The 25535-nt window shown below is 69.3% G+C and carries 25 protein-coding genes; 13 read left to right on the top strand and 12 right to left on the bottom strand.

Translation table 11 applies throughout. The annotated features are described in order from the left end of the window. The first annotated feature begins 15 nt into the window (after positions 1-15). From AC1RAA_RS27685 to AC1RAA_RS27640, 10 genes are all read left to right on the top strand, one after another. A complete protein-coding gene (locus AC1RAA_RS27685) occupies positions 16-1203 on the top strand; it encodes a lipid-transfer protein (protein ID WP_492727703.1) in 1188 nt (395 codons plus the stop codon). 57 nt (positions 1204-1260) lie between these two features. Continuing rightward, positions 1261-2262 (top strand): Bug family tripartite tricarboxylate transporter substrate binding protein, encoded by a 1002-nt coding sequence (locus AC1RAA_RS27680; RefSeq protein ID WP_062474026.1) that lies wholly within the window; start codon positions 1261-1263, stop codon positions 2260-2262. Between the two features lie 77 nt (positions 2263-2339). Beyond that, positions 2340-3311 (top strand): Bug family tripartite tricarboxylate transporter substrate binding protein, encoded by a 972-nt coding sequence (locus tag AC1RAA_RS27675; protein ID WP_492727702.1) that lies wholly within the window; start codon positions 2340-2342, stop codon positions 3309-3311. Positions 3312-3437: 126 nt separating this feature from the next. Then, the gene (locus tag AC1RAA_RS27670; protein WP_492727701.1) at positions 3438-4577 is read left to right on the top strand and encodes an acyl-CoA dehydrogenase family protein; all 1140 of its coding nucleotides are present in this window, start codon (positions 3438-3440) and stop codon (positions 4575-4577) included. 57 nt (positions 4578-4634) lie between these two features. Then, the gene (locus AC1RAA_RS27665) at positions 4635-5822 is read left to right on the top strand and encodes a lipid-transfer protein (RefSeq protein ID WP_062474020.1); all 1188 of its coding nucleotides are present in this window, start codon (positions 4635-4637) and stop codon (positions 5820-5822) included. Positions 5823-5835: 13 nt separating this feature from the next. Beyond that, positions 5836-6288, top strand: coding sequence for a MaoC family dehydratase N-terminal domain-containing protein (locus AC1RAA_RS27660; protein WP_492727700.1), 453 nt, complete (start codon positions 5836-5838; stop codon positions 6286-6288). A 4-nt stretch (positions 6289-6292) separates the two neighbouring features. Continuing rightward, positions 6293-6712: a MaoC family dehydratase gene (locus AC1RAA_RS27655; protein WP_492727699.1), complete on the top strand. Its 420-nt coding sequence runs from the start codon at positions 6293-6295 to the stop codon at positions 6710-6712. A gap of 26 nt (positions 6713-6738) precedes the next feature. Further along, positions 6739-7569, top strand: a complete 831-nt coding sequence (locus AC1RAA_RS27650; RefSeq protein WP_492727698.1) for an SDR family NAD(P)-dependent oxidoreductase — start codon at positions 6739-6741, stop codon at positions 7567-7569. A 25-nt stretch (positions 7570-7594) separates the two neighbouring features. Continuing rightward, a complete protein-coding gene (locus AC1RAA_RS27645; RefSeq protein ID WP_492727697.1) occupies positions 7595-9304 on the top strand; it encodes an AMP-binding protein in 1710 nt (569 codons plus the stop codon). Between the two features lie 22 nt (positions 9305-9326). Further along, the gene (locus tag AC1RAA_RS27640; RefSeq protein ID WP_492727696.1) at positions 9327-10301 is read left to right on the top strand and encodes a tripartite tricarboxylate transporter substrate binding protein; all 975 of its coding nucleotides are present in this window, start codon (positions 9327-9329) and stop codon (positions 10299-10301) included. A 52-nt stretch (positions 10302-10353) separates the two neighbouring features. Here the strand turns inward: AC1RAA_RS27640 and AC1RAA_RS27635 are convergent, their stop codons facing one another. From AC1RAA_RS27635 to AC1RAA_RS27620, 4 genes are all read right to left on the bottom strand, one after another. Next, on the bottom strand, positions 10354-10770 hold the full coding sequence (locus AC1RAA_RS27635) for a MaoC family dehydratase (protein ID WP_062482834.1): 417 nt from the start codon (positions 10768-10770) through the stop codon (positions 10354-10356). A gap of 19 nt (positions 10771-10789) precedes the next feature. After that, positions 10790-11230: a MaoC family dehydratase N-terminal domain-containing protein gene (locus tag AC1RAA_RS27630; RefSeq protein ID WP_354345040.1), complete on the bottom strand. Its 441-nt coding sequence runs from the start codon at positions 11228-11230 to the stop codon at positions 10790-10792. Between the two features lie 36 nt (positions 11231-11266). Continuing rightward, entirely contained in the window at positions 11267-12406 is a 1140-nt protein-coding gene (locus tag AC1RAA_RS27625) for an acyl-CoA dehydrogenase family protein (RefSeq protein WP_492727695.1), read from the bottom strand. A gap of 293 nt (positions 12407-12699) precedes the next feature. Then, positions 12700-15285 carry an FtsX-like permease family protein gene (locus tag AC1RAA_RS27620; protein WP_492727694.1) on the bottom strand — a complete coding sequence of 862 codons (2586 nt, stop codon included), beginning with the start codon at positions 15283-15285 and terminating at the stop codon, positions 12700-12702. Between the two features lie 74 nt (positions 15286-15359). Between AC1RAA_RS27620 and AC1RAA_RS27615 the strand changes: the two genes are divergently transcribed. Then, the gene (locus AC1RAA_RS27615) at positions 15360-16799 is read left to right on the top strand and encodes a serine hydrolase domain-containing protein (protein ID WP_492727693.1); all 1440 of its coding nucleotides are present in this window, start codon (positions 15360-15362) and stop codon (positions 16797-16799) included. A gap of 12 nt (positions 16800-16811) precedes the next feature. On the opposite strand, the gene AC1RAA_RS27610 is transcribed toward AC1RAA_RS27615, so the two are convergent. The 3 genes from AC1RAA_RS27610 to AC1RAA_RS27600 are packed head-to-tail and all read right to left on the bottom strand — an operon-like array spanning position 16812 to position 18916. After that, a complete protein-coding gene (locus AC1RAA_RS27610; protein WP_492727692.1) occupies positions 16812-17711 on the bottom strand; it encodes an ADP-ribosylglycohydrolase family protein in 900 nt (299 codons plus the stop codon). Then, a complete protein-coding gene (gene ybiA, locus AC1RAA_RS27605) occupies positions 17708-18283 on the bottom strand; it encodes a riboflavin biosynthesis intermediates N-glycosidase (protein WP_492727691.1) in 576 nt (191 codons plus the stop codon). Before ybiA ends, AC1RAA_RS27610 begins: the two co-directional genes overlap by 4 nt. A gap of 12 nt (positions 18284-18295) precedes the next feature. After that, positions 18296-18916: a DUF4291 domain-containing protein gene (locus tag AC1RAA_RS27600; RefSeq protein WP_492727690.1), complete on the bottom strand. Its 621-nt coding sequence runs from the start codon at positions 18914-18916 to the stop codon at positions 18296-18298. A 115-nt stretch (positions 18917-19031) separates the two neighbouring features. On the opposite strand from AC1RAA_RS27600, the gene AC1RAA_RS27595 reads away from it, so the two are divergent. Next, positions 19032-19748 (top strand): NUDIX hydrolase, encoded by a 717-nt coding sequence (locus AC1RAA_RS27595; protein ID WP_492728351.1) that lies wholly within the window; start codon positions 19032-19034, stop codon positions 19746-19748. A gap of 12 nt (positions 19749-19760) precedes the next feature. On the opposite strand, the gene AC1RAA_RS27590 is transcribed toward AC1RAA_RS27595, so the two are convergent. From AC1RAA_RS27590 to AC1RAA_RS27570, 5 genes are all read right to left on the bottom strand, one after another. Beyond that, positions 19761-20993, bottom strand: a complete 1233-nt coding sequence (locus AC1RAA_RS27590) for an RNA polymerase sigma factor (RefSeq protein ID WP_492727689.1) — start codon at positions 20991-20993, stop codon at positions 19761-19763. Then, positions 20990-21364: a YciI family protein gene (locus AC1RAA_RS27585; RefSeq protein WP_062478473.1), complete on the bottom strand. Its 375-nt coding sequence runs from the start codon at positions 21362-21364 to the stop codon at positions 20990-20992. Before AC1RAA_RS27585 ends, AC1RAA_RS27590 begins: the two co-directional genes overlap by 4 nt. Positions 21365-21514: 150 nt before the next feature. Next, positions 21515-22876 carry an NAD(P)H-dependent oxidoreductase gene (locus AC1RAA_RS27580; RefSeq protein WP_492727688.1) on the bottom strand — a complete coding sequence of 454 codons (1362 nt, stop codon included), beginning with the start codon at positions 22874-22876 and terminating at the stop codon, positions 21515-21517. A gap of 5 nt (positions 22877-22881) precedes the next feature. After that, the gene (locus tag AC1RAA_RS27575; protein WP_492727687.1) at positions 22882-23757 is read right to left on the bottom strand and encodes a phytanoyl-CoA dioxygenase family protein; all 876 of its coding nucleotides are present in this window, start codon (positions 23755-23757) and stop codon (positions 22882-22884) included. Further along, positions 23754-24458 (bottom strand): GntR family transcriptional regulator, encoded by a 705-nt coding sequence (locus tag AC1RAA_RS27570; protein WP_492727686.1) that lies wholly within the window; start codon positions 24456-24458, stop codon positions 23754-23756. The genes AC1RAA_RS27575 and AC1RAA_RS27570 overlap by 4 nt, the downstream gene beginning before the upstream one ends. 115 nt (positions 24459-24573) lie before the next feature. Here AC1RAA_RS27570 and AC1RAA_RS27565 point away from each other — a divergent pair, with 115 nt between their 5' ends. Continuing rightward, positions 24574-25530 carry a threo-3-hydroxy-L-aspartate ammonia-lyase gene (locus AC1RAA_RS27565; RefSeq protein ID WP_492727685.1) on the top strand — a complete coding sequence of 319 codons (957 nt, stop codon included), beginning with the start codon at positions 24574-24576 and terminating at the stop codon, positions 25528-25530. Positions 25531-25535 lie beyond the last annotated feature (5 nt).

The raw sequence follows: 25535 nt of genomic DNA, 5'->3' as shown, positions 1-25535 counted from the left end.
CAAGGGAACAACCGCATGACTGACAACGTTCTGGTCGCCGGCGTGGGCATGGTGCCTTTCACCAAGCCCGGCGCGGGCCCCAGCTACCTCGAGATGGGCGGCGATGCCGTGCGCCTGGCGTTGGCCGACGCCGGCATTGGCTACGGCCAGTTGCAGATGGCCTTCGCCGGCTATGTCTACGGCGACACCAGTTGCGGGCAGGGCGTGCTGTACCGCGTGGGCCGCACGGCCATTCCGGTGTTCAACGTCAACAACGCCTGTGCCACCGGCTCCAGCGCGCTCTACCTGGCGCGCGCCGCGGTACAGAGCGGGCAGGTCGAGTGCGCATTGGCGCTGGGCTTCGAGCAGATGCAGCCGGGGGCCACGCGCTCCAACTTTCCGGATCGCCCGATTCCGCGCGGCGACGTGCTGCCGATCCAGGACGCGCTGTGCGGCGATGCCGGCGAGATCCCGCGCAACCTGGTGACCTTCGGCGGCGCGGGCCGCGAGCACATGCGCACCTACGGCACGCGGATGTCCACCTTCGCCGCGATCCGCGCCAAGGCCAGCCGCCATGCGGCGAACAACCCGCTGGCGCTGTTCAGGAAGGTCGTGACGACCGAAGACGTCATGAACGACCAGGTCATGTGGGAGGGCGTGATGACCCGCATGATGGCCTGCCCGCCCACCTGCGGCGCGGCCGCCGCGGTCGTCTGCTCGCCCGCGTTCGCGCGGCGGCACGGCCTGCGCACCGACGTCGCGATCCTGGCGCAGGCCATGGTCACGGACCCGCAGGAGTCCTTCGAGCCGCCGACCATGAAAGGCTTCGTCGGCGCCTACATGGCGCAGCGCGCTTCGCGCGCGGTCTACGAGCAGGCCGGTGTCGATCCGCGGGACATCCCGGTGGTCGAACTGCACGACTGCTTCGCGCACAACGAGCTGCTGAGCTACGAATCGCTGGGCCTGTGCCCCGAAGGCGGTGCCGAGCAGTTCGTGCTGGACGGCGACAACACCTACGGCGGCCGTGTCGTCACCAATCCGTCCGGCGGCCTGCTGTGCAAGGGCCATCCACTGGGCGCCACCGGCCTGGCGCAGTGCTACGAGCTGACGCACCAGTTGCGCGGCACCGCGGACCAGCGCCAGGTCGAGGGTGCGCGGCTCGCGCTGCAGCACAACCTGGGCCTGGGCGGCGCGTGCGTGGTCACGCTGTACGGCAGGCATTGAGTTTTTCAGACGGTTCTCGTCGTTGCGGCTTTCCGACTTTCACCAGGAGACAAGACCATGTTCACGCACTCGCAAGATGCCACCACCCTGCACCGGCGGGTCCTGCGGCTCAGCCTGTGGGGGGCCTTGCTGGGCCTTGCCGCCTCGGCGACGGCGCAGCCCGCGGCCTACCCCGACCGGCCGGTGCGCATCGTGTCGGTCAGCGGCGCGGGCACCGGGGTCGACGACTTCACCCGGCTGGCCGCCAAGTACCTCAGCGACAAGACCGGCAAGTCGTTCTATGTAGAGAACCGGCCCGGCGCCAACAGCATCCTGGCGTCGGACCACGTGGCCAAGGCGGCGCCCGACGGCTACACGCTGCTGCTGGCGGTGGCCAGCGCCGTGGCCGCCAACCCCTACATGTTCAAGAGCCTGCCCTACGACGCGAACAAGGATTTGCTGCCGATCGCGCGCATGTCCGTGGTCCCCATCGTGGTGACGGTGCCAGCCACGTCGCCGTACCGCAGCCTGGACGCCTTGCTGGCGGCCGCGCGCGCCCATCCCGGAAAGCTCAGCTATGGCACCAGCACATCGGGCTACAAGGTCATGACCGCGGCGATCAACGGCCTGGCGAAGGTCCAGGCGCTGGACGTGCCCTACAAGAGTTCGTCGGGCATGCTGCCCGACCTGCTCGCCGGCACCATCGACTACGCGATGCTGGAAGTGTCGCAGGCCGTGCCGCAGGTGGAAGGCGGCAAGCTCCGGGCACTGGCGGTGTCGAGCCCGGTGCGCGTTGCGGCGCTGCCCGATGTGCCCACGCTGGGCGAACTGGGCCTGGGCGATGCCACGCTGACGAGCTGGCTGGGCCTGTTCGCCCCGGCCGGCACGCCGCGGCCCATCGTGGACAAGCTCTCGCTGCTGGCCGTGGAGTTCGTCGCTTCGCCTGAAGCCCAGGCGCATTTCGCGCGGCGCGGCACGGCGGCCTACCCGGCGGCCTCGGCTGAGTTCACGAAGGCCATCCGCGAAGACCAGGCGCGCTGGAAGCACTACATCACGACCACGGGCCTTCAGCCGGAGTAGCGCGCCGGCGGCCCTTTCGCGTTCGACCTGTCCGTCTTGCCATCTGTCCGGACCGTGCGTCCGGCGAGGAACCCGCCATGCACCGCATCCAGACCTTCGTGCTCGCCGCCGCCCTGGCGTGCAGCGCTCCGGGCTTCGCCCAGGGTTTTCCGACCCGTTCCATCACCATGGTCGTGCCCGCGCCGGCCGGCGGCGCGTCGGATGCCATTGCACGCTCGCTGGCCGACGCGATGGGCAAGGCGCTGGGGCAGGTCATCGTCGTCGACAACAAGCCCGGCGCGTCGGGCATGCTGGCCACGCAGCTCGTCGCGCGCGCGCCCGCCGATGGCTACACGCTGCTGGTGACGCACACCACGCCCATCTACTACGCGCACCACACGTTCTCGAAGGTGCCCTACGACGTGCGCCGGGACCTCGCCTTCGTGACGCACATCTGCGATGCGAGCCTGGTGCTGGCGGTGCACAAGGATGTGCCTGCCAGGAACATGACGGAGTTCATTGCATGGGCCAGGTCCAACAAAGGCAAGGTCAGCTACGGCTCCTATGGCGTGGGCTCGTCCGGGCACCTGATGAGTTCCTACCTCGGCGAATCACGGCAACTCGGCATGTCGCATGTGCCCTACAAGGGCGAGGCGCCCATGATCCAGGACCTCATCGGAGGCCACATCCCCTGGGCCTTCGCCACGGCCGGCTCCCTGTCGCCGCACTTCGCGAGCGGCCAGTTGCGGCCGCTGGCCGTGGTGGGCGAGCAGCGGCTCGACGACCTGCCGGGCGTGCCGACGCTGATCGAGGCCGGCTTTCGCGACCCGGAGTTCAAGATCATCGGCGGGCTGACCATGATGGTGGCCGCGGGCACCCCGGCGCCCGTGCTCGCCCGTCTGGAGAAGGAGGCGAGGGCGGCCATTCAAACCGTGCAGCTCAAGGCGCGGTTCCAGGTCTTCGGCCTGATCGGCGTTGGCAACAGTGCCAAGGAGGCGCGCGAGGGCTTCGAAGCCAGCGGGCCGGTCATCGAGAAGCTCGTTCGGATTTCGGGCGCAAAGATGGACTGAATGCGTGCGCCGACTCGCCATTACGGCTAGTGAATCTTGCGCGGCGAGTGGCGATCATGAACCCCAAGGCGACCGGTTTCCCCAACGCCGAAGTTCCATCAACAGACGCATCGAGAGGAGCTCCCAGTGGATGTGAATCGCACGGTCTTTCGCGAAGACCACGAAATGCTCAGGCCCAGCGCACAGCGCTTCTTTGAACGCGAGTGCGTGCCGCGCCAGGCGGCGTGGGACCAGGCCGGCCGGATCGACCGCGAGACCTGGCTCCAGGCCGGCCGCGAAGGCCTGCTGTGCGTGACGGTGCCGGCCGAATACGGCGGCGGTGGCGGCGACTTCGGCCATGCGGCGGTCGTGCTCGAAGAGGTGCATCGCGCAGGTGTGTCGGGCGCGGGGTTCTCGCTGCACTCCGACATCATTGCGCCGTACATCGTGCGCCTGGGCACCGAAGCGCAGAAACAGCAATGGCTGCCGGGCATCTGCCGCGGCGAGCAGATCCTGGCGGTGGGCATCACCGAGCCGGGCGGCGGCTCCGACGTGAAGGCGATCCGCACCACCGCCGTGCGCGACGGCGACGACTACGTCATCAACGGCAGCAAGATCTTCATCAGCAACGGCCTGAGCTGCGACATGGTGCTGCTGGTGTGCAAGACCGATCCGGCCGCCGGCGCCAAGGGCGTGAGCCTGATCATGGTTGAGGCCGACCGCGCGGGCTTTCGCCGCGGCCGCAAGCTCGACAAGGTGGGCCAGCCCGCGGCCGACACCGCCGAACTGTTCTTCGACAACGTGCGCGTTCCCGTGGCCAATCGCCTGGGCGAAGAGAACCAGGGCTTCGCCTACCTCATGCAGGAGCTGGCGCAGGAGCGCCTGATCATCGCCCTGTATGCCGCTGTTGCGCTGGAGCGCCTGCTCGGCCTCACGCTCGAGTACGTGAAGGACCGCCGCGCCTTCAACCAGACCGTGTGGGACTTCCAGAACACGAAGTTCAAGCTGGCCGACGTCAAGGCGCAGTCGGTGGCCGTGCGCACGCTGGTCGACTACTACCTGGGCGAACACCTGCGCCGCAAGCTCAGCGTGCAGGAGGCGGCCATCGCCAAGATGTACGCCACCGAGGCGCTGTGGAAGTGCCTGGACGACATGGTGCAGCTGCACGGCGGCTACGGCTACATGCTGGAGTACCCCATCGCACGCGCCTTCACCGACTACCGCGTCTCGCGCGTGGTGGGCGGCGCCAACGAGGTCATGCGCGACCTCATCGCACGCAAGCTGTAGGCACCGCGCTGCCTGCAACTTTCCTTCCTTCTTCCCCCTTACTGAACTGGAGAAACCATGAGTGAAAAAGTCCTGGTCGGCGGTGTCGGCATGATCCCGTTTGCCAAGCCCGGTGCGAGCCCGAGCTACACCGACATGGGCGCCGATGCGGTGCGCCGCGCGCTGGCCGATGCCGGCATCGGCTACGAGCTGGTGCAGCAGGCCTACGTGGGCTACGTGTACGGCGACTCGACCTGCGGGCAGACGGCGCTGTATGAAGTCGGGCTCACCGGTATTCCGGTCGTCAACGTCAACAACAACTGCTCGACCGGCTCGACCGCGCTGTACCTGGCGCGCCAGGCCGTCGCGCTGGGCGACGCCGACTGCGTGCTGGCACTGGGCTTCGAGCAGATGCAGGCCGGCGCGCTCAAATCGCACTGGGACGACCGGCCCCGCACGCGGGCCCGCGTCTCGCACATCGTGAGCGACCTCACGGCCGATGTGCCCGAGCTGCCACAGGCCCTGCGCACCTTCGGCGGCGCGGGCCGCGAGCACATGCAGAAGTACGGCACGAAGATGCAGACCTTCGCCGCCATCCGCGCCAAGGCCAGCCGGCATGCCGCCGCCAACCCGCTGGCGATCTTCAGGAACGTGCTCAGCACCGAGGACGTGATGAACGACAAGGTGATGTGGCCCGGCGTGATGACGCGCCTGATGGCCTGCCCACCGACCTGCGGCGCGGCCGCCGCGCTGATCGTGTCCGAGAAGTTCGCGAAGAAGCATGGCCTGCGCAGCGACGTGCAGATCCTTGCGCAGGCGATGACCACCGACCCGGTCGCCTCCTTCGATCCGCCCTCGATGATCAGCTACGCCGGTTTCCACATGGCGCAGGCGGCGGCGAACAAGGTCTACGAGAAGGCTGGCGTCGATCCCGCGGACATCCGCGTCTGCGAGCTGCACGACTGCTTTGCCCAGAACGAACTGCTGACCTACGAAGCACTGGGCCTGTGCCCGGTGGGCGAGGGCGAGAAGTTCGTCGAGGACGGCGACAACACCTACGGCGGGCGGGTGGTGACCAACCCGTCGGGCGGCCTGTTGTCCAAGGGCCATCCGCTCGGTGCCACCGGTCTCGCGCAGTGCTACGAACTGACGCACCAGCTGCGCGGCACGGCCGACCAGCGGCAGGTGGACGGCGTGACGCTCGCGCTGCAGCACAACCTGGGTCTGGGCGGCGCCTGCGTGGTGACGCTGTACGGCCGCAACTGAGCGGGGAGGCGACATGCTCGACCGCAACCTCATCGGCCACGCCCTCGGCAAGCGCAGCCTCACCGTCGAAGAGGGCGCCGTGCGCTCGTATGCGCAGGCCATCGGCGAGACCGATGCCACCTACCTCGATGCGTCGGCCGCACGCGACGCCGGCCACCGCGCGCTGCGCGTGCCGCCCACCTTCCTGTCGTGCCTGGAAGGCCGGCTGTTCCAGACGCGCGCGCTGCTGGACCTGGCCCGCATCGACCTCAAGCGCCTGCTGCATGCGGAGCAAAGCTACGAGTACCACGCACAGGCCTATGCCGGCGATGTCCTCAGCTACGAGCCGAAGATCGTCGACGTCTACGACAAGAAGGGCGGCGCGCTGGAGTTCCTGGTGAAGCAGACCCGCGTGACCAACCAGAACGGCGTGCACATCGCCGACCTGCGCACGGCCCTCGTGCAACGCCAGCTTGCGGAGGCATGACCACATGACGACCCCGGCACTGAAAGACCTGCAGGTGGGCGACAGCATTCCCGCGCTGCAGTTGCCCGCGATCTCCCGCACCACGCTGGCGCTGTATGCCGGCGCCTCGGGCGACCACAACCCGATTCACATCGACATCGACTTCGCCCGCAATGCCGGCCTGGACGACGTGTTCGCGCACGGCATGTTGTCGGCCGCCTACGTGGGACGGCTGGTCACGAACTGGGCGGGGCAGGAGCGGCTGCGGCGCCTGCATGTGCGCTTCACCGGCATCACGCAGGTGCACGACGTGCCGCTGTGCACCGGCCGCGTGACCGAGCGCTTCGCGCACGAAGGCGAGCCGCGCCTGCGTGTCGAAGTGCAGTGCGCCAACCAGAACGGCGACGTGAAGATCCTCGGCGAAGCCGTGGTGGCCGCCTTTTGAAATTCCATCCACAGGAGAAAGCAAGCATGAACAGAAATCTCGAAGGCAAAGTGGCCATGGTCACCGGCGCAGGACGCGGCATCGGCCGGTGCATCGCGCTGAAGCTCGCCCATGAAGGCGCCAAGGTGGTGGTCAACGACCTCGACGCCGCACCGGCCGAAGAGGTGGTGGCCGAGATCCGCGCCGCCGGCGGCCAGGCCGTTGCGTTCGCCAGCAGCGTGACCGCGCCGGACTTCGGCACCAGCTTCGTCAAGGCGACGCTCGACGCCTTCGGCGCCATCGACATCATCGTCAACAACGCCGGCTACACCTGGGACAACGTGATCCAGAAGATGAGCGATGAGCAGTGGGACGCGATCCTGGACTGCCACCTGAAGGCGCCGTTCCAGGTGCTGCGCGCCGCGCAGCCGTACTTTCGCGAAGTGAGCAAGGCCGAGGCCGAGAACGGCAAGGAGGTGTTTCGCAAGGTGGTGAACATCTCTTCGATCTCGGGCACGCAGGGCAGCACGGGCCAGGTCAACTACTCGGCGGCCAAGGCGGGCCTGGTGGGCATGACCAAGACGCTGGCCAAGGAATGGGGCCGCATGAAGGTCAACGTGAACTGCGTGGCCTTCGGCTTCATCGCCACCCGGCTCACGCAGCCCGTGAAGGAGGCCAAGACAATCCAGATCGAGGGCAAAGAGATCCGCATCGGCGTGCGGCCCGAGACCATCGAGCGCGCCAGCAGCGAGATTCCGCTGGGCCGCCCCGGCACGCCCGAGGAAGCGGCGGGCTCGGTCTACATGTTCTGCATTCCGGAGTCGAACTACGTCACCGGCCAGACGCTGATCTGCGGCGGCGGGCGCGGCGGCTTCTAGCCAGGCACGCCTCAAGGCAGCTTTCATGGCACGGTTGACCCGCCACTACGCACACTGGCCCGCCGGCGTTCCGCAGACGCTGGAAGTGGCCGATCGCAACCTGTTCAGCCACCTCGCCAGAAGCGCCGAGGCCGCGCCGGACAAGGTCGCGATCTCCTACTACGGACGCTCGACCAGCTACCGCAGCCTGCATGCGGATGCACTGGCGCTGGCCGGCTACCTGCAGCAGCGGCTGGGCGTGCGGCGCGGCGACCGCGTGATGCTGCTGATGCAGAACTGCCCGCAGTTCGTCATCGCCTACTACGCGGTGCTGCGGTGCGATGCCGTGGTGGTGGCGATGAACGCCATGAGCACCGCCGAGGAGGTCGCCTACTACGCCAGCGATTCCGGCGCGCGGGTGCTGATCGCCACGCAGGACATGATGGACAGGGCGCAGTCCCTGCTCGACGACAACCGCCTGGACGGCTGCGTGGTCGGCGCGGTCTCCGAGCTGGCCGGCCGGCCGCAGGATGTGCCCTTCCTCGAGATTCCCGAGTTCGTGCGCGAAGCGCGGCGGCCGTTGGCCGGCCCCGGGCTGCACACGTTCTCCGGCGCGCTCGCGGCAGGCATCGCGCCGACCCCGATGCAGGGCGGGGGCGGCGACCTTGCCGTGGTGGCCTACACCTCGGGCACCACCGGCAAGCCCAAGGGCGCCATGCTGACGCACCGCAACTTTGCCCATGCATCGCTGCAGCGCGTGCAGTGGCTGTCGGAGCAGGCCGACCAGTCCGAGCTGCTGGTGCTGCCGGCCAGCCACCTGGCCGGCATGAACGTGATGAACCTGGCGATCTACGTCGGGCGCACCGTCGTGCTGCTGTCGCGCTGGGATGGTGATGCGGTGGTCGAGCTGATCGAGCGGCTGCGCCTGTACGCCTGGTGCGCCGTCACGCCGATGCTGGCCGAGGTGTTCTCGCGGCCCGACATCGCGCAGCGCGACCTGTCGTCGCTGCGGCGGCTTTATGGCGGCGCCACGGCCATGCCCGAGGCGCTGATCCGCAAGATCGAGGAACGGCTGGGGCTGTCCTTCATCGAAAGCTACGGCCTCACGGAAGCCTGCGGCGCCTCGCACATCAACCCGCCCCAGGCGGCGCGGCGCCAGTGCGCGGGTGTGCCGCACATCAACTGCGATGCCCGCGTGATCGATCCGGACTCGGGCGCGGAGCTGGGGCCCGCGCACCCCGGGGAAATCGTGATCCACGCGCCCACCCTGTTCGAGGGCTACTGGAACCAGCCGGAGGCCACGGCGGCGGCGACCATCGAGATCGACGGCAAGCGCTTCCTGCGCAGCGGCGACATCGGCCATCACGACGAAGACGGCTATTTCTATGTCACCGACCGGCTCAAGCGAATGATCAACGCGGCGGGCCTGAAGATCTGGCCCGCCGAGATCGAGACCTCGCTGTACGGCCACCCGGCGGTGCAGGAGGCCTGCGTGATCTCGGCCTTCGATGCGCGCCGCGGCGAGACCGTCAAGGCCTTCGTCGTGCTGCGTCCGGCGGCGCGCGGCACGCTGGCGCCGGAGGCGGTGACGGAATGGGCGCGCACGCGCCTGTCGGCCTACAAGGTGCCGCGCCTGGTCGAGTTCGTCGAGGCCCTGCCCAAGACCGCGACCGGAAAGATCCTGTGGCGCGAGATGCAGGCGCAGCAGGACGCGCACGACCAGGCCGCGCGCGCTGCCGCACTCGCGCTCACGTGAAGACCCCCCAAGGAGACAAGACATGAACAAGAAGATCGGTGCCGTGTGGCTGGCCCTGGCCGTGGCCGCTCCCATGCTCTCGCAGGCCCAGGCCGACGAGGGGTATCCCTCTCGCGCGGTGCGCTTCATCGTGCCCATCGGGCCCGGCAGCAGCGGCGACACGCTCACGCGGCTGATGGCGGAGCAGTTCAGGGCCGTCTCGGGGCAGGCGACCTTCGTCGAGAACCGGCCCGGCGCCGATCTTGTCGTGGGCACGCAGAACCTGCTGGGCGCGCCGGCGGACGGCCATTCGGTGGTGCTCGTGAGCAACAGCACCATGGTGATCAATCCGCTGGTCATCAAGGACCTGCCCTACAAGGTGGAAGACCTGACGCCGATGCTCGACCTGGTGCGCATTCCGGCCGTGCTGGTGACATCGCCTGACTCGCGGTTCAAGACGCTGGGCGACCTGCTCGATGCGGCCCGCAAGGCGCCGGGGTCGGTCAGCATCGGTGTCTACGGCAACTCGTACCGACTGGGCGCGCTGGACCTCGCGCGCCGGGCGGGCGTGAAGTTCAACGCCATTCCCTACAAGGGCGCCTCGCAGGCCATCGCTGACGTGATCGGCGGCGTGGCCGATGCGGCGCTGACCGACGTCGGCGGCGCGGCGCCGCTGATCGCCTCGGGCAAGGTGCGCGGGCTGGGTGTGTCGTCGGGCAAGCGCCATGCGTTGATGCCGGGAGTGCCCACCGTGCAGGAAGGTGGAGTGGCCGACTACACGCTCTTCACCTTCATCGGCTTTGCGATCCGTGCCAAGACGCCGGCGCCGATTGCCGGCAAGTTCGAGGCACTGATGGTGCGCGCGGCCGCAGACCCCGCGTTCCGCGAGCAGGTGGTGCGCATCAGCGGTGGGGAGTTTGCCGGCACGGGGCGGGAGCCGTTCAGCGCCATGATCGCCAGCGAATCGGTGCGCACGCGCGAACTGGTCAAGCTGGCCGGGCCGAATTTCATGCAGTGATCGATCGCGCGGTCCCCGGCGCCGTGGCACCGGGGACCACGTTCGGGCCGGGTCAGCGCGCGATGACTGCGTCGCCCAGGATCTTCACCTCGCCGTCCTGGTTGGTGGTGCGGATTTCCACCTTCACCCGCTCCTCGCCGCCGGCCTCGAACTTCTCGATGACCTCGCCCGTGCAGGTGATGGCATGGCCCAGGTGCGTGATGCCGGCGAAGCGCGCGTTGAACTGGCGCACCTTGCGCTGGTCGACCCACTGCGTCAGCAGGCGGCCCAGGTAGGCCATCGACAGCATGCCGTGCGCGAACACGTCGGGCATGCCGCCGCGCTGCGCGAAGTCCAGGTCGATATGCATCGGGTTGTGGTCGTTCGATGCGCCGGCGAACAGCGCCAGGGTCGTGCGGTTGATCGGGGCGAGTGCCAGTGGGGGTAGGGTGTCGCCGGGTTCGAGGGCGTCGAAATTCAGGGTCTTCATCGGGTGTTCCTTTTGTTGTTCAGCCATTGCGGTGCACCAGCACCTTGCGGATGTCGGCCACGTGCTCCGAGCGCTGGTTGGTGACGCGGGTTTCCATGACGACGAACTCGAGCGCGCCGCCTTTCTTCTCGTAGACGTCGGTGACCCGGCTGTCGAAGTGCAGCGTGTCGCCCGCATGGGCCATGCGCCGGTAGGTAAAAGACTGCTCGCCGTGCAGCACGCGCGCCAATTCGATGCCGGCCTCTTCGCGCCAGTTGCTCGGCGGACGCGCGAGCTCCAGCGAGAACAGGAAGGTGGGCGGCAGCGGCAAGGTGGGGTGGCCGGCATCGCGCGCGGCGGACTCGTCGAAGTAGACCGGATCGGTCTCGCCGATGGCCTTGGCGAAGAAGCGCAGCTGCCCGGCTTCGGCGGTGATGGCAAAGGGCGGGAAAGCCATGCCGATGATGTTCCTGTCGATCATGAAGATGCTCCTTGTTTAAATGCCGGCTTGCCCGGCCTACAGCTTGCGCGAGATCAGGTCGCGCATCACTTCGCTGGTGCCGCCGTAGATGCGGCTCACGCGCATGTCGACGAAGGCGCGTGCGATGGGGTACTCCAGCATGTAGCCGTAGCCGCCGTGCAGCTGCACCATGTCGTCGATGCACTTCCACAGCGTCTCGGTGGCGAACAGTTTGGCGATCGCGGCTTCTTCCACCGTGAGGCGCCGGCTCATGTGCGCCGCGAGGTAGTAATCGACCATCGTGCGCAGCGCCACCGACTGGGCCTTGATGTCGGCCAGCTTGAACTTCGTGTTCTGGAAGTCCCACACGGTCTGGTCGAAGGCGCGGCGGTCCTTCACGTAGTCGAGGGTCTGCTGGAGAAGGCGCTCGAGCTTGGTCGCGGCGCTGACGGCGATCATGAAACGCTCCTGCGGCAGCTCCTGCATCAGGTAGGCGAAGCCCTTGCCTTCGTCGCCCAGCCGGTTGGCTACCGGCACGCGGATGTTGTCGAAGAACAGCTCGGCTGTGTCCTGGGCGCGCATGCCGACCTTGTCGAGCTTGCGGCCGCGGCGAAAGCCGGGGCGGTCCGTCTCGACCACGACCAGGCTCACGCCCTTGGCGCCGGCGGCTGGGTCGGTCTTGCACACCACGACCACCAGGTCGCTGAGGAAGCCGTTGCTGATGAAGGTCTTGCTGCCGTTGATGAGGTAGTCGTCGCCGTCGCGCACGGCGGTGGTGCGCAGCGACTTCACGTCCGAGCCGCCGCCCGGTTCGGTGATGGCCACCGCCAGGATCTGCTCGCCGCGGCAGATGCCCGGCAGCCATTTCCGTTTTTGCGCCTCGGTGCCCAGGCGGTGGATGTAAGGCGCCACGATGTCCGAATGCAGCCCGATCGACAGGCCGCCGACACCTGCGTGCGCGATCTCCTCGGCAATGATGGCCGCGTGGCCGAAGTCGCCGCCACCGCCGCCGTATTCGGTGGGCAGCGTGGTGCACAGCAGGCCCTCGCGGCCGGCCTTTAGCCAGACCTCGCGGCTGACCTGGCCGTCGCGGTCCCAATCGGCCTGGTGGGGCACGCACTCGCGTTCGAGAAAGCGGCGCACCGTGGTGCGGAATGTCTCGTGGTCCTCACGATAGACGCTGCGTTCGACCTGCATGTCGCGATCTCCTTGGGTGACGGAACGGAGCGATCCGCCGAAGGCGTCACGGCGCAATCCGTTCCCTTGGTGATCGTCGTGCGACAGGGGCGCAGGCGCACTAGCCGCGATGGCTAGGGCGTGTTCGCGCGATCAAGGGCCGTGGCCGGGCGCGTTGCGACCGACGGACCGGCCCGCAAGGGAGCCAACGGCCAGTGGCAGGCCTTTGGCGACACCGATCACCTGGCCACCGAAGACCTGCCGCCCGGCTGGCGAGAAGGAGACCGTGGAACGGGTCCAGCGGATGTCGGGCGCTACCAGTCCTCTTTCACCGCCAGCACCACATCGCGCCCCGCCGCGGCACGCCCCGCCATCCACGCCGTGAACGTGCCGGCCGCCACCACGGCCACGCACAGCGCCAGCAGCCGCACCCAGGGCACCAGCAGGTCCATGCTCCAGTGGAAGCTCTGCGGGTTCACCACCTTCACCAGCACCACCGACACGGCCAGCCCGAGCAGCAGCCCGGCCACCGCGCCGATGGCGGTCCAGGCCGCGCCTTCGCCGGCCACCACGGCCAGCACCTGCCGCCGCGTGAAGCCCAGGTGCGCGAGCAGGCCGAACTCCTTGCGCCGCGCCAGCACCTGCGCGCTGAAGCTGGCCGCGATGCCGAACAGGCCGATGGCGATGGCCACGGCCTGCAGCCAGTAGGTGACGGCAAAGCTGCGGTCGAAGATGCGCAGCGAGGTGGCGCGGATCTGGCCGACTGAGGCAAGTTCGACCGCGCCGTCGCGTGATGTTCGCGATGCGAGTTTGCGCACAGCCGCCTGCACCTCGGCCTCCGATGCACCGGGCGCGAGCCACAGCGCGACGTCGCTCACGTCGTGCTCGCCGGTGATGCGCTCGAAGTCGCGCGCGTCCATCGCGATGGCACCGAACTGCCGCGCGTAGTCGCGCCACACGCCGGCCACGAAGAACACCTGCGGCGTCGCCGTGCGCATCGCATCGGCCAGCGGCGAAAACGCCGTGCCCGGCTTCGCGCCGTACAGCTCGACCATCGGCTCGCTCACGTAGATGCCGGTCTGGCCGGGCGGCACCGGCAGCGCCTCGCCCACCAGCGGCAGGCCGCGCACCACGCCGCCTTCGAGGCTGCGCGCGATCAGCGTCACGGCGGGCTGCGCGGGGTCGAGCTGCAGCGACTGCGTGCGCAGCGTGCCGGTGCGCGCCACGCCGGGCAGTTGCGCCAGCGCCTGCACGAAGGCCGGCGCGAAGGTCGCGGTGTCGGTGCTGCTGGTGCCGCCGCTGTTGCCGCTGCCGCGCCCGCCCGAGGTGGCGCGCACGTACAGGTCGGCCGGCAGCACCACGTCGAGCCAGTGCGTGACCGACTCGCGAAAGCTCGCGACCATCACCGTGAGCGCCACCGCCAGGCTCAGGCTCGCGACCACGCCGCTCACCGCCACGGCCGCCGTGCCGCGCATGCGGCGCGCGCGTTCGACGGCGAGCATCGGCAGCACGCGCCGCGCAAACGCCGGCGCCACGCGGTCGTACAGCAGCGCGATCAGCCAGGGCAGGGCGGTGATGCCGCCCACCAGCAGGCAGGCCACCGACAGGTACGCCGCCACCGGAATGCCGCCGATGGCCGGCAGGTTGGCCAGCGCCGCGCCCGCGCCGATGAGCCCGAGCGCGAGCCAGTGGTGGCGGCCCTGCGCGGGCGCGGCGCCCAGGCCCTTGAGCGTCTGCGCTTCGGGCAGCGCCTGCGCGGCGCGCGCGGGCCACCAGCCGCCCACCAGCGCGGCCACCACGCCGAGTCCGCCGTACAGCAGTGCGGCGCCACTGCTCCAGTGCAGCCGGGGCGCCACGCCTTCGAAGTAGCCGCCGCCCAGGTCCCCGCCCAGCACGCGCAGCGCGAAGGCCGCGAGCGCGGTGCCCAGCGCCAGGCCGGCGGCGCTGCCGATCAGCCCGAGCACCAGCGATTCAGCCAGCACCAGCCGCAGCCGTCCGCGCGGCGTGAGGCCCAGCACGCCGAGCAGTGCGAACTGCTGTGCGCGCTTGGCCACGCTGAGCGCGAGCACCGAGAACACCAGGAACGCGCCCGTGAACAGCGCCACCAGCGCCAGCACCGTGAGGTTGACGCGGTAGGCGCGCGACAGGTTGCTCACGCGCTCGGCCGCATCGCCCGGCTCGGCGAACTTCAGGCCTGCGGGCCAGTCGGGCGACTTCTCGAGCGTGGCCACGAAGGCCGCGCGGTCGGTGCCTGGCGCCAGTCGCAGGTCGATGCGGCTCAACTGCCCGAGCGGGCCGAACAGCTCCTGCGCGACCGCGATGTCCATCACCGCCAGCGCCGCGCCGCCGGCCGTCACATGGCCAGAGACTGCGAGGCGCTGCCACGCGGCGCCGCTGCGCAGCTGCAGGCTCTCGCCGGTCGCGGGCTGCAGCGGCAGCTGCAGCGCCTGGCGCGCCGCCGCGTTGAGGAACACATGGCCGGGCGCGAACAGCGCGAAGCGGTCCGCACCGGCCACCGACTGCGGCATCAGCGCGGGCGCGATGGTGGGCAGCGCGAGCGCATCGACACCGATCACGCGCAGCGGCACCTGGCGCCCGTCGCCGCTCAGCGCAAGGCCCTGGAACTCGAGCACCGGGCTCGCCAGCGCCACTTCGGGCCGGCGCGCGAGCCGGCCGAACACGGCCTCGTCGAAGCTGCCCTGCGCGGCGCGCACCTCGAGGTCGGGCTGGCCGTTCACCGAGCGCACCGCGCTGGAGAACTCGTCGAGCGCCGAGGCGTTGATGAGCTGCACCGAGAACGCCAGCGCCACGCCCAGCATCACGGCCAGCACGGCCGCCGCGTTGCGCCAGGGGTGGTGGCGCAGTTCCTGCAAGGAGAAGGTCGAAAGCAATGCACGCATGGGGTCATTGTGGCCGCCGTGGCAGGATGGCGGCTCTTTCGACGATGACGACTTCACGCCCGAGGATTCCGACGATGCGGCTTCTGCCCTCCGCCTGGTGCCGCCGCTGGCTGGCACCCTGGCTTCTCGTGCCCTGGCTCGCGGGCGCGGCGAGCGCGCAACTCGCACCGCCGGCCGCACCCTCCGCACCCCTCTCGCTCGCCAGCGACCCTGCCGTTCTGGCCCGCACCGCGCTCGGCGCCGAGCGCGGCACGCTGGTGGTCGGCGTGCTGCGCGGCGACAAGGCCGCCTACGGCATCGCCCACAACCCCGAGCCGCTGGTGGCGCGCGCCATTGCGCCGGCCAGCGCGGAGCAGCCGATGTTCGAGATCGGCTCCGTCACCAAGGTCTTCACCGGCCTGCTGCTGGCGCAGGCCGTGGAGCGCGGCGACGTGGCGCTCGACGACAGCGTGGGCAAGCTGCTGGCCGGCCATGCCGAGGGCGTGCCGCCCGCCGTGGCGTCGATCACGCTGCGGCAGCTCGTCACCCACACCGGCTGCCTGCCCGTGATGGCCGACGGCGTGACCGGCGGCGCCGCGCTGGCCGAGCAGTTCCGCAGCTTCGACCTGCCGATGTTCTGGGCCGCGCTCGCGCGCATCCACCTCACGGGCGTCGCGGCGCCGTGCGAGGCGCGCTACAGCAACTTCGGCATGGCGCTGCTCGGGCAGCTGCTGGCGCTGCGCTACGGCACCTCGTGGGGCGAGCTGGTGCGTGCGCGCATCACCGAGCCGCTGGGCATGAACGACACCGTGATCCCGCTCGGCGACAAGGCCTCGCGCATGGCGCCGCCGTTCGCGGGCGACCAGCGCCAGCGCCGCTTCGACATGCATGCCTACGCGCCCGCCAGCGCGCTGCGCTCGACCGCCGCCGACATGCTGGCCTTCAGCCGCGCCATCCTCGCCGGCGCGCACGGCCCGCTGGGCCCGGCCGCCGCGCGCCTGCTCACGCCGCTCGCGCGCTACGAGGGCGCCGAGATCGGCTATGCCGTGATGGTGCGCGGCCCCGAGACCGGCCGGCGCACCTACTACCACGCGGGCGTCACCGAGGGCTACCGCACGCTCTGGCTGCTGGCACCCGACACCGGCGAGGCGCTCATCGTGCTGGCCAGCAACCAGCGCGCGCCGCTGCAGCCCGTGATGCTCGCCATCGGCAAGAGCCGCTACCCGGTGCCGACGACGGAAGTGCCGATCGATCCGAAGCGCCTGGCCGACTACGCGGGCGAGTTCCGCGTCGGCAAGGCGCAGGTGCTGGGCTTCACCGTGCGCGACGGGCGTTTGCTGGCGCGCGAATCGGGCAAGGGCTACAACCTCCTCACGCCCACGGGGCCTGATCGTTTTGCGGTGACGGCCATCGGCGCGCAATTCGTGTTCCGGCGTGGGGATGGCGGCGAGGTGATCGGCGTCACGCTGACGCAGGGTGGCAGCCGGCTTGAAGGGCGGCGGGTGGGGGCCGCCGCTGCCGTGACGTCGGATTGAGCGCGGGCGCGTTCAGCGTTGCGCCAGCGCGAGCAGGTCGTTGGCCATCTGCGTGATCTCGTCGCGCATCACGAGCTGGCGCAGCCAGCCGGCGGGAATGCCGTCCACGCCGTAGAACGCGCCTGCGATCTGGCCGCAGATCGCCGCGGTGGTGTCGGCATCGTCACCCAGGTTGGTGGCCGCGAGTACCGCCTGCTCGAACGAGTCGGTGTGCGCGAAGCACCAGAGCGCTGCTTCGAGCGATTCGACGCAATAGCCGGAGCCCTTGATGCGTTCGATCGGCTTCGAGGCGTAGTCGCCGCGTGCCGGCGCCGCGACCTTCTCGCTCAAGGGCGCCAACGGTACGGTGGCAAGGATCGCCGCCTTGCTTTCGCCTTGCAGCGCTGCGCGCAGTTGCAACGCGAAAAGCTGCGAGCACTCGATAGCCTCCTGCGCGCCGTGCGTGGTGCGTGTGCTTTCGCCGGCCTGCCGCCAGGTGGCTTCGGCGCTCGGCGCGTAGAACATCGGCACGGGCGCGAGCCGCATCAGCGCGCCGTTGCCTGCCGTGCGCGGATCGGGGTCGCCCGCGAACGGATCGCCCGATGCGAGGTAGCGGGTGAGGGCGCCCGACACCGTGAAGCCGATGTCGAAGCAGCTTCCCGTGCTGCTCATGTAGCCCACGCTGCGCCAGTTGCAGTAGCGGTTCATCTGGTCGGTGGCATCGAAGCCCTGGCAATGGATCAGGCTCGCCGCGAGGCACAGCGCCATTGAGGTGTCGTCGGTCCATTCGCCGGGGATCAGGCCGAAAGGGCCGCCGCCGCGCATGTCGGTGACGGGCTCGAACGTGCCGCGCGTGCGGAACTCCAGCGTGGTGCCCACCGCATCGCCGCAGGCCAGCCCGAGCAGGCACCCCTGGTAGCGCGCCGCGTTCATGGGGCCGCCCCCAGTTCGTCGCGGGCCGCCATCAGCGCATAGCCCAGCAGGTTCAGGCCTTTCCAGGTGCGCGGGTCTTGCGCTGCCGCGTCCGTCGCAGCGAGGCCGATGCCCCAGATCGCATCGACGGGGCTCGCTTCGACCAGCACCTGCCGGCCGGTACCGAGCAGGTACGCGCCGAGCGCCGCGTTCTGCGAGAACTTCGCGACGTTTCCGCGCGTCACGAGGTCGAAGCGCGCTTCGAGCCACGCCGCTTCATCGAAGTTGCCGATCTGGCGCCCCAGCTTCTTTGCTTCGCCGGGCGTGCGCGCGGCGATGATCTTTTCGCAGGTGGCCGCGTCACCGAAGAGCCGCGCCTTGCCAGCCATCATGAAATGCTCGGCGGTACGGTAGGTGACGCCTTCGACAGTGAAGGGCGCCTCGTACCACTGGCTGAAGCAGCTCTTGCCGATGCTGCCGTCCTTCGGGACCTGGTGGCCCCAGAAGAACAGGCAGTCGATCTTGTGGCCTTGGGCGATGTGCGCGAGCAGGTCTTCGTTGCTGCGCAGCGCGTGGGGTCTGTTCGTCGTCATTTCGTGTGGTCCTCAGGATTCGAAGTCGAGCACATGCTCGACCGGCAATTGCAGCCCGGGGTTGTCGTTCTGCGCCATCGGGCGTTGGGCGTCCACGAAGGCGCGCATGTCGATCACCTCGAGCAGTTCTTCATTTGCAAACGCAGCGAGCGTTCGGCCCCGCAGGCCCAACTGAATCGCGCGGCGTTCCAGCTTGTTGCCTGCCGGTGCGTGGTCCGGGTCCCATTGCAGGCGAACCTCGGAACGGTTGACCGCCTCCTGCCACGCATCGCGATCAGGATAGCGCTCGGCATCGAAGGTCGAAGGCACGGCCTCGCGCACGACCCGTTCGAAGAACGCACGGCGCAGCCGCAGCCCGAGCGTGACCTCCTGGCCTTCCTTGGTGCCCCAGCCGGAGCGATACATCATCCAGAGGAAGTTCGGTTTGATCCAGCTCATCCGTGAAAGGCTGAAGTCCGCTCCGTCGAGACGGCCATGCCGGATCGCGTATTCGCCGATGGCGGGGCGGTAGGCCTGGTAGACGATGACGGACTGGGCATCGTGATGCGCCAGGATGTGCTTTCCGTCCTGCGGCCAGCGCTCGCGTTGGGCGAGATGGGGCTCGGTGGGAAGCGGCGTGGTCTGCTTGTTCATTGTTCTGGGTTCCTCTCGTTGTTGTTCTTCTTGCGATCTCATTGAGTTGCTCTGTACAACTAATGATGGGTTGTATAGTACAACTAATAAATCCGGAGTCAAGCTGATCGTGACCATGCCCGCTTCAACGTTCCCTGCCTTGACCTTTTCCCGCCCGTTGGTCACTGTCGATGTGGCGATGTTCACTGTGCTGGACGACGCATTGCAGGTCTTGTTGGTGAAACGAGCGGCCGACAGCAACGAGCCGTTTCCTGGCAAATGGGCATTGCCGGGCGGCTTCGTCAACACCGATGAAGATGCCTCGCTGCTCGATTGCGCATTGCGCAAGCTGCGCGAGAAGACCGGCGTGGTCACGCCCTATCTCGAGCAGCTCGGGAGTTGGGGCGGGGCGCAGCGCGATCCGCGCGGGTGGTCGGCCACGCACTGCTTCTATGCACTCATCCCGGCGCAGGCCATGCAATTGCGAAGCGGCGCCAACGCCGCCGAGGTGGCGTGGTTCGAGGTCGATGCGGCCATGCGCAAACGTCTGGCGTTCGACCACGGAGAACTGCTCGAGGCGGCCGTTGCCCGTCTGCGCAGCAAGGTGGAATACACCTCGCTGCCGGCTTTCCTGCTGGAAGAGCCTTTCACCTTGCCGTCGCTGCAGCATGCCTATGAGGTCGTGCTGGGCCGTGACATCGACAAGAGTGCCTTCCGCAAGCGGATGCTGGACGGTGGGTTCATGGAAGAAGCAGGCATGGTGGCGGGCAGCCTCGGCCGGCCCGCCATGGGCTACCGGCTGCGAGACCGATCGCAGGCCGCGTTGTTTCCGCGCACTTTCAATGCGCGCTGAGCGCGCGTTGCCTCAGGCCCGTTCCGACATCGCGTGCAGGTACGCCCGCACCGCCCCATTGCTGCTCAACCCGATCGCCCGGTCGTAGGCCTGCCGTGCCGCCACGCGCGCGCCACCGGCCGCAAGCAGGTGCGCACGCGCCGCCCAGAACGGCTGGTAGCTCGCCACCTCGTCCGATGGAATCGCATCGAGCGCGCGCAGCCCGATTTCGGGCCCGCGCGCATTCGCCAGCGCGCACGCCAGGCTGACCTGCGCGCCGATGCTGGGCCGCAGCGCGAGCAGGCCTTCGTACAGCGACACCAGCACTTCGGGCGGCACCGGTGCGCCCGCGCGGCGCTCGCAGTGGGCCGACTGGATCGCGGCCTCGAGCTGGTAGGGCCCGAGCGATTGCATGGCCGACGCGATGCGCAGATGGTGCTCGGCCTCAGCCAGCAGCGCGTGGTCCCAGCGCGTGATGTCCTGCTGGTCGAGCGGCACGTAGGCGCCGGCCTCGGTGCGGCGGGCCGCGGTGCGCGCCTCGCAGAACAGCATCAGCGCGAGCAGGCCCAGCGGCTCGGGCTCGGCGGGCAGCAGGCGGCACAGGATGCGGCCCAGGTCGATGGCCTCGGTCGTCAGGCCGCGCGGCAGGGCGTCGGCGCCGTCGACGTCGTCCCAGCCGGTGCCGTAGGCGGCGTAGATGCCGTCGAGCACGTCGCGCAGCCGGTGCGGCAGGTCGCGCGCCTGCGGGTACTCGAAGGGAATGCCGGCCGCGCGGATGCGGGCCTTGGCGCGCACCAGCCGCTGGCCCAGCGCGGACGGTGAGGTGAGGAAGGCGCCGGCCATGCGCGCCGCGTCGAGCCCGAGCACGGTCTGCAGCATGAGCGGCGCGCGCGCGGCGGCGTCGATGGCGGGGTGCGCGCAGACGAACAGCAGGCGCAGGCGCTCGTCGGGCACGGTGGCCGCATCGGGGTCGGCCTCGTCCATCTCGCCGGCGAGCAGCAGCAGGGTCTGCGTGGCGTCGTCCTGCACGCGGCTGTGGCGCCAGGCGTCGAGCTTGCGGTGCCGCGCGACGCTCAGCAGCCAGGCGTCGGGCTGCACCGGCACGCCGTCGGCGGGCCAGCGCTCGAGCGCGCGGGCGAAGGCGTCGGCCAGGGCGTCTTCGGAGGCCGCGATGTCGTGCGTGCGGGCGGACAGGATGGCCAGCAGCCGCCCGTACGACTCGCGTGCCGCGCGTTCGGCGGCGTGATGTGCCGCCGGGGTGGTCACGTCTGGCTCGCGCCCGCCGCTGCGGTGGCGGTGAAGACCGGCCGCACTTCGACGCCGCCGCTGGCGGCGCAGGGCGCACGCGCGGCCCATTCGAGCGCGGCGTCGAGGTCGGGCACGTCGACGACGAAGTAGCCGCCGAGCTGTTCCTTGGTGTCGGCGAAGGGGCCGTCCTGCACCTGGCGCTTGTCGCCGCGCACGCGCAGCGTGGTGCCGGTCATGGGCGGCAGCAGGCCGTGGCCGCCGAGCGAAATGCCCGACTGGCGCACCGCGTCGGCGTACGCGACCCAGCTGGCGCGGTAGGCCTGCGACGAGGCGTCGTTGCGTTGTTCGAATTCGGCCGCGGGTTGGTAGAACATCAACATGTACTGCATGGTGTTTCTCCGTGAAGGAAAAGCTTGCCGAGCAAGATCGCTCACCACAATGACGGCCCGCAACCGGTCATTTCGACACCGGACCGGTGCCGAGCAGAAGATTCTTGATCTGTTCGCTCTTTGGCGCAACGTGGGCGCCAGGCCCCGCGCTCAGGCCGCGTGGGCGCGCACCGCGGGCGTGAACAGCGTTTCCATTTCCTGGCGCAGCCGGTAGGCGGCGGTGGTGGTGTCCATCGCCACGTCGGCCCAGCTCAGGCTCTGGCCCTTCTTGACGGGGCGCACGAGCTTGACGTTGTGCGCCAGCCCGAGCGGCAGGCCGCCCAGGCGCAGCGAGCGCTCGGCCGGCAGCAGCTTGCCCCAGACGGTGTAGCCGCCTTCGCCGTCGAGCATCTCGCCCGCCGCGAGGTCGCGCTTGGCGGTGGCGACCACGTCGGCGTTCCAGCCGGTGGCCACGCCGGTGGGCTCGCCGCGCAGCGCCACGCTGGCGACCGACATGCCCACCTCGAGCCCGATCAGGTGCCAGCGCTTGTACAGCGTGAAGTAGCGCCCGCTCGGGTCGGTGTGGGCGTTGTATTCCTCGAAGCAGTTCTTGATGTAGTCGGTCTCGGCCTCGACCGTGACCCACACGCCCATGCGGATGTCGTAGGGAATCTTGCGGCCGTCGGCCTCGAGCGACGAGATCACCTCGACCATGCCCTTGCGTTCCAGCACGCCGCCTTCGCTGCGCGGACGCGTGACGAAGGGAATGTCTTCCACGCTCGCGGGTGGGTAGAGCAGGCCGTCGGAAGGCACGCCCAGGCCGGTGGCGTTGGCCACGGCCGAGCTTTCGATCGACGGCTTGGAGCCGTCGAGAAAACTGTTGAACATCTTCGGGTTGAGCCCGCCGCGTTTCGCCTGCTCGGGCGTGAGGCCGTAGTTGCCCCACACGGTTTCGGGCGTCGATTCGGTGAAGTGCGGCAGCCACTTGTGGCCGCGCCCCGCCGCCACCACGGGAAAGCCGCAGGTGCGCGCCCAGTCGACCAGGTCGCAGATCAGCGCGGGCTGGTCGCCGAAGGCCAGCGAATACACCACGCCGGCCTGCTGCGCCTTGTGCGCGAGCAGCGGGCCGCAGAAGGCGTCGGCCTCGACCGTCACGTTGACCACGTGCTTGCCGTGCGCAAAGGCGTCCAGGCAGTGGTCGACCGCGGCGACCGGGTTGCCGGTGCACTCGACCACGATATCGATGGACGGCTCGCGCGTCACGGCCTGCCAGTCGTCGGTGATCCAGGTGGCGCCGGTCTTCAGCGCCTCCTGCACCGAGCCGGCGTTGCTGCGCTCGGCCTGCCAGCCCACGCGCTCCAGGTTGACGCGCGCGGCGGCGGGCGAGAGGTCGGCAATGGCGACCAGCTGCACGCCGGGCGTGCGCGGAATCTGCGCCAGGTACATGGCGCCGAACTTGCCGGCGCCGATCAGGCCGATGCGGATGGGGCGGCCTTCGGCGGCGCGCTGTTGCAGGCGGGTGTGCAGGCTCATGGCGTTCAGGCTTCCACGGTTTCGATGACGTCGGGCGAGGTGCGCAGCGCGCTGTCGGGCAGGCCGTCTTTCCACGGCACCTCGACGGGGTAGGGCGTCAGCAGGCAGTCGTCGGGCAGCACCTCGATGGGCGCGAAGTTTCTGTGCGCGATGTATTCGGGCCGCTGGTGGCGGCGGATGTGGTTGCTGACCGCGCACAGGCTCAGGTACACCGCCACGCGGTTGAAGGGCGAGAGGTTGCTGCCCGAGGCATGCACGAGGCAGCTGTGGAACAGGATCATCGAACCGGCCGGCCCCTTGGGCGAGACGATGCCGCCCTGCGTGCCACCCGCGCGGTCGACCAGCTGGCGGATCAGGTCGTTGTCGACCGTCCACAGCGGGTAGCTGGTGGTCGTGAGGTCATGCTTCGCATCGACCACGCCCTTGCGGTGGCTGCCCGGAATGAACATCAGCGGACCGTTGTGCTCGGTCACTTCGTCCAGAAAGATGGCCACGTTCATCGCGCGCTCGGTGGGCATCAGGTCGTCGTTGAGCCAGGTGCCGTAGTCCTGGTGCCACTGCCACACGTCGCCCTCGAAGGCCATCTTGCCGTTGATCTTGAACTGGTGCATGTAGACCGCTTCGTCGAACAGGTCCATCACCGGCTCGACCATGCGCGGGTGCCGCGCCAGCCGCGCGAAGGGCTCGCTGATGAGGTGCGCCGCGAAGTTCGTGCGCACGGCGTCGGAGCCCTTCTCGCGCACGTTGAAGGCCGCGCGCTTGCTGTACAGGTTGGGCACCGCCTCGGTCAGCACCTTCGTCTCTTCGGGCGAGAAGTGGCCGGGGAAGAACAGGTAGCCGTCGCGCTCGAACTGCGTGCGTTGCTCGGGGGTCAGCTTCATGCCTTGTCTCCTTTTTTGGTGGGGGATGCGGATGCCCTGCGCGCCAGCTGCTGCGCGAGCCGCTCGGCCAGCGCGTCGCTGGCGCGCGAGACGTGCTCGTCGCTCAGGCGCGCGGCGCGTTCGACGTCGCCGGCGGCAATGGCGTCGGCAATGGCTTCGTGCTCGCCCCACAGCGACTCGCGCTGCGGCTCGGCCTGCAGCACCGCGCCCATCGCGCGGCGCAGGTGGCGCCAGTGCGGGTCGGCGCTCTGGCCGATCAGCGGGTTGCCCGAGGCGGCGTAGATGGCCTTGTGAAAGGCCACGTCGGCATCGATCATGGCTTCGACATTGCGCCCGCGCGCCGCGCGCCGGCCGCGCTCGATGAGCTTCGGGTCGATGCGAAAGCGCTGCAGCGCCGCCAGCCGAGCGGCCAGCACGTCGAGCGCGCCGCGCACCTGGTAGACCTTGCGCATCGCCTCGGCCTCCAGCGGCGCCACCAGCACACCGCGCCCGGGCGCGTCCTGCACGAAGCCGTCTTTCTTGAGCAGCCGCAGCGCCTGCAGCACCGGCTGGCGCGACACCGCGAGCCGCGCCGCGATGTCCTCCTGCGTGAGCCGCTCGCCCGGCGCGAGCGCGCCGCTGCTGATGGCGCCGAGCAGGGCGCGGTAGACCTGGTCGACGAGGTCGGGAGCGACTTCGATGCTGAGCAACTGGGCGGGCATGACGGGCCTTTTCTGAACTCTGTATACAGAGTACGGACTTCGGCGGCGGGGCGCATCCCCGGGTTTTTACCCATCGGGGCTGCAAGGAACGGCACGCCGCCGCTAAGCTCGACCCATGCAACTCCCTACCTACGACGACGTCATCGCCGCGGCCGCGCGGCTCGAAGGCCATGCCCACCGCACGCCGGTGCTGCAATCGACCACCGCCAACGAGCGCTGGGGCGCGCAGTTCTTCTTCAAGTGCGAGAACTTCCAGCGCATGGGCGCGTTCAAGTTCCGCGGTGCGTTCAATGCGCTGTCGAAGTTCGACGCGGCGCAGCGCAAGGGCGGCGTCATCGCCTTCTCGTCGGGCAACCACGCGCAGGCCATCGCACTGTCGGCGCGCCTGCTGTCGATGCCGGCCGTGATCGTCATGCCCAAGGACGCGCCCGCCGCCAAGGTTGCCGCCACCAAGGGCTACGGCGCCGAAGTGGTGATGTACGACCGCTTCACCGAAGACCGCGAGGCGCTGACCAAGCGGCTCGCGCAGGAGCGCGGCATGACGATGATTCCGCCCTACGACCACCCCGATGTGCTCACGGGGCAGGGCACGGCGGTGAAGGAACTCATCGAAGAGAGCGGCCCGCTCGATCACCTGTTCGTGTGCCTCGGCGGCGGCGGGCTGCTGTCGGGCTCGGCACTGTCGGCGCGTGCGCTGTCGCCCGCCTGCAAGGTCTACGGCGTGGAGCCCGAAGCCGGCAACGACGGCCAGCAGTCGCTGCGCGCCGGGAAGATCGTGCACATCGACACGCCCAAGACCATCGCCGACGGCGCGCAGACGCAGCACCTGGGCGAGTACACCTTCGGCATCATCAAAAAGGATGTCGATGACATCTTCACCGTCACCGACGAGCAGCTCGTCGAGGCGATGCGCTTCTTCGCCGAGCGCATGAAGATGGTGGTGGAGCCGACGGGATGCCTCGCGTTCGCGGGCGCCATCGCGGCTGCGAAGGCCATCGAAGGCCAGCGCGTGGGCATCGTGATCAGCGGCGGGAACGTGGACCTGTCGCGCTACGCGTCGCTGATCGGCTGATTCTT

The sequence above is a fragment of the Variovorax sp. GW823-FHT04F07 genome (assembly GCF_058795995.1).
This window is presented reverse-complemented; position numbering and strand designations above follow the sequence as displayed.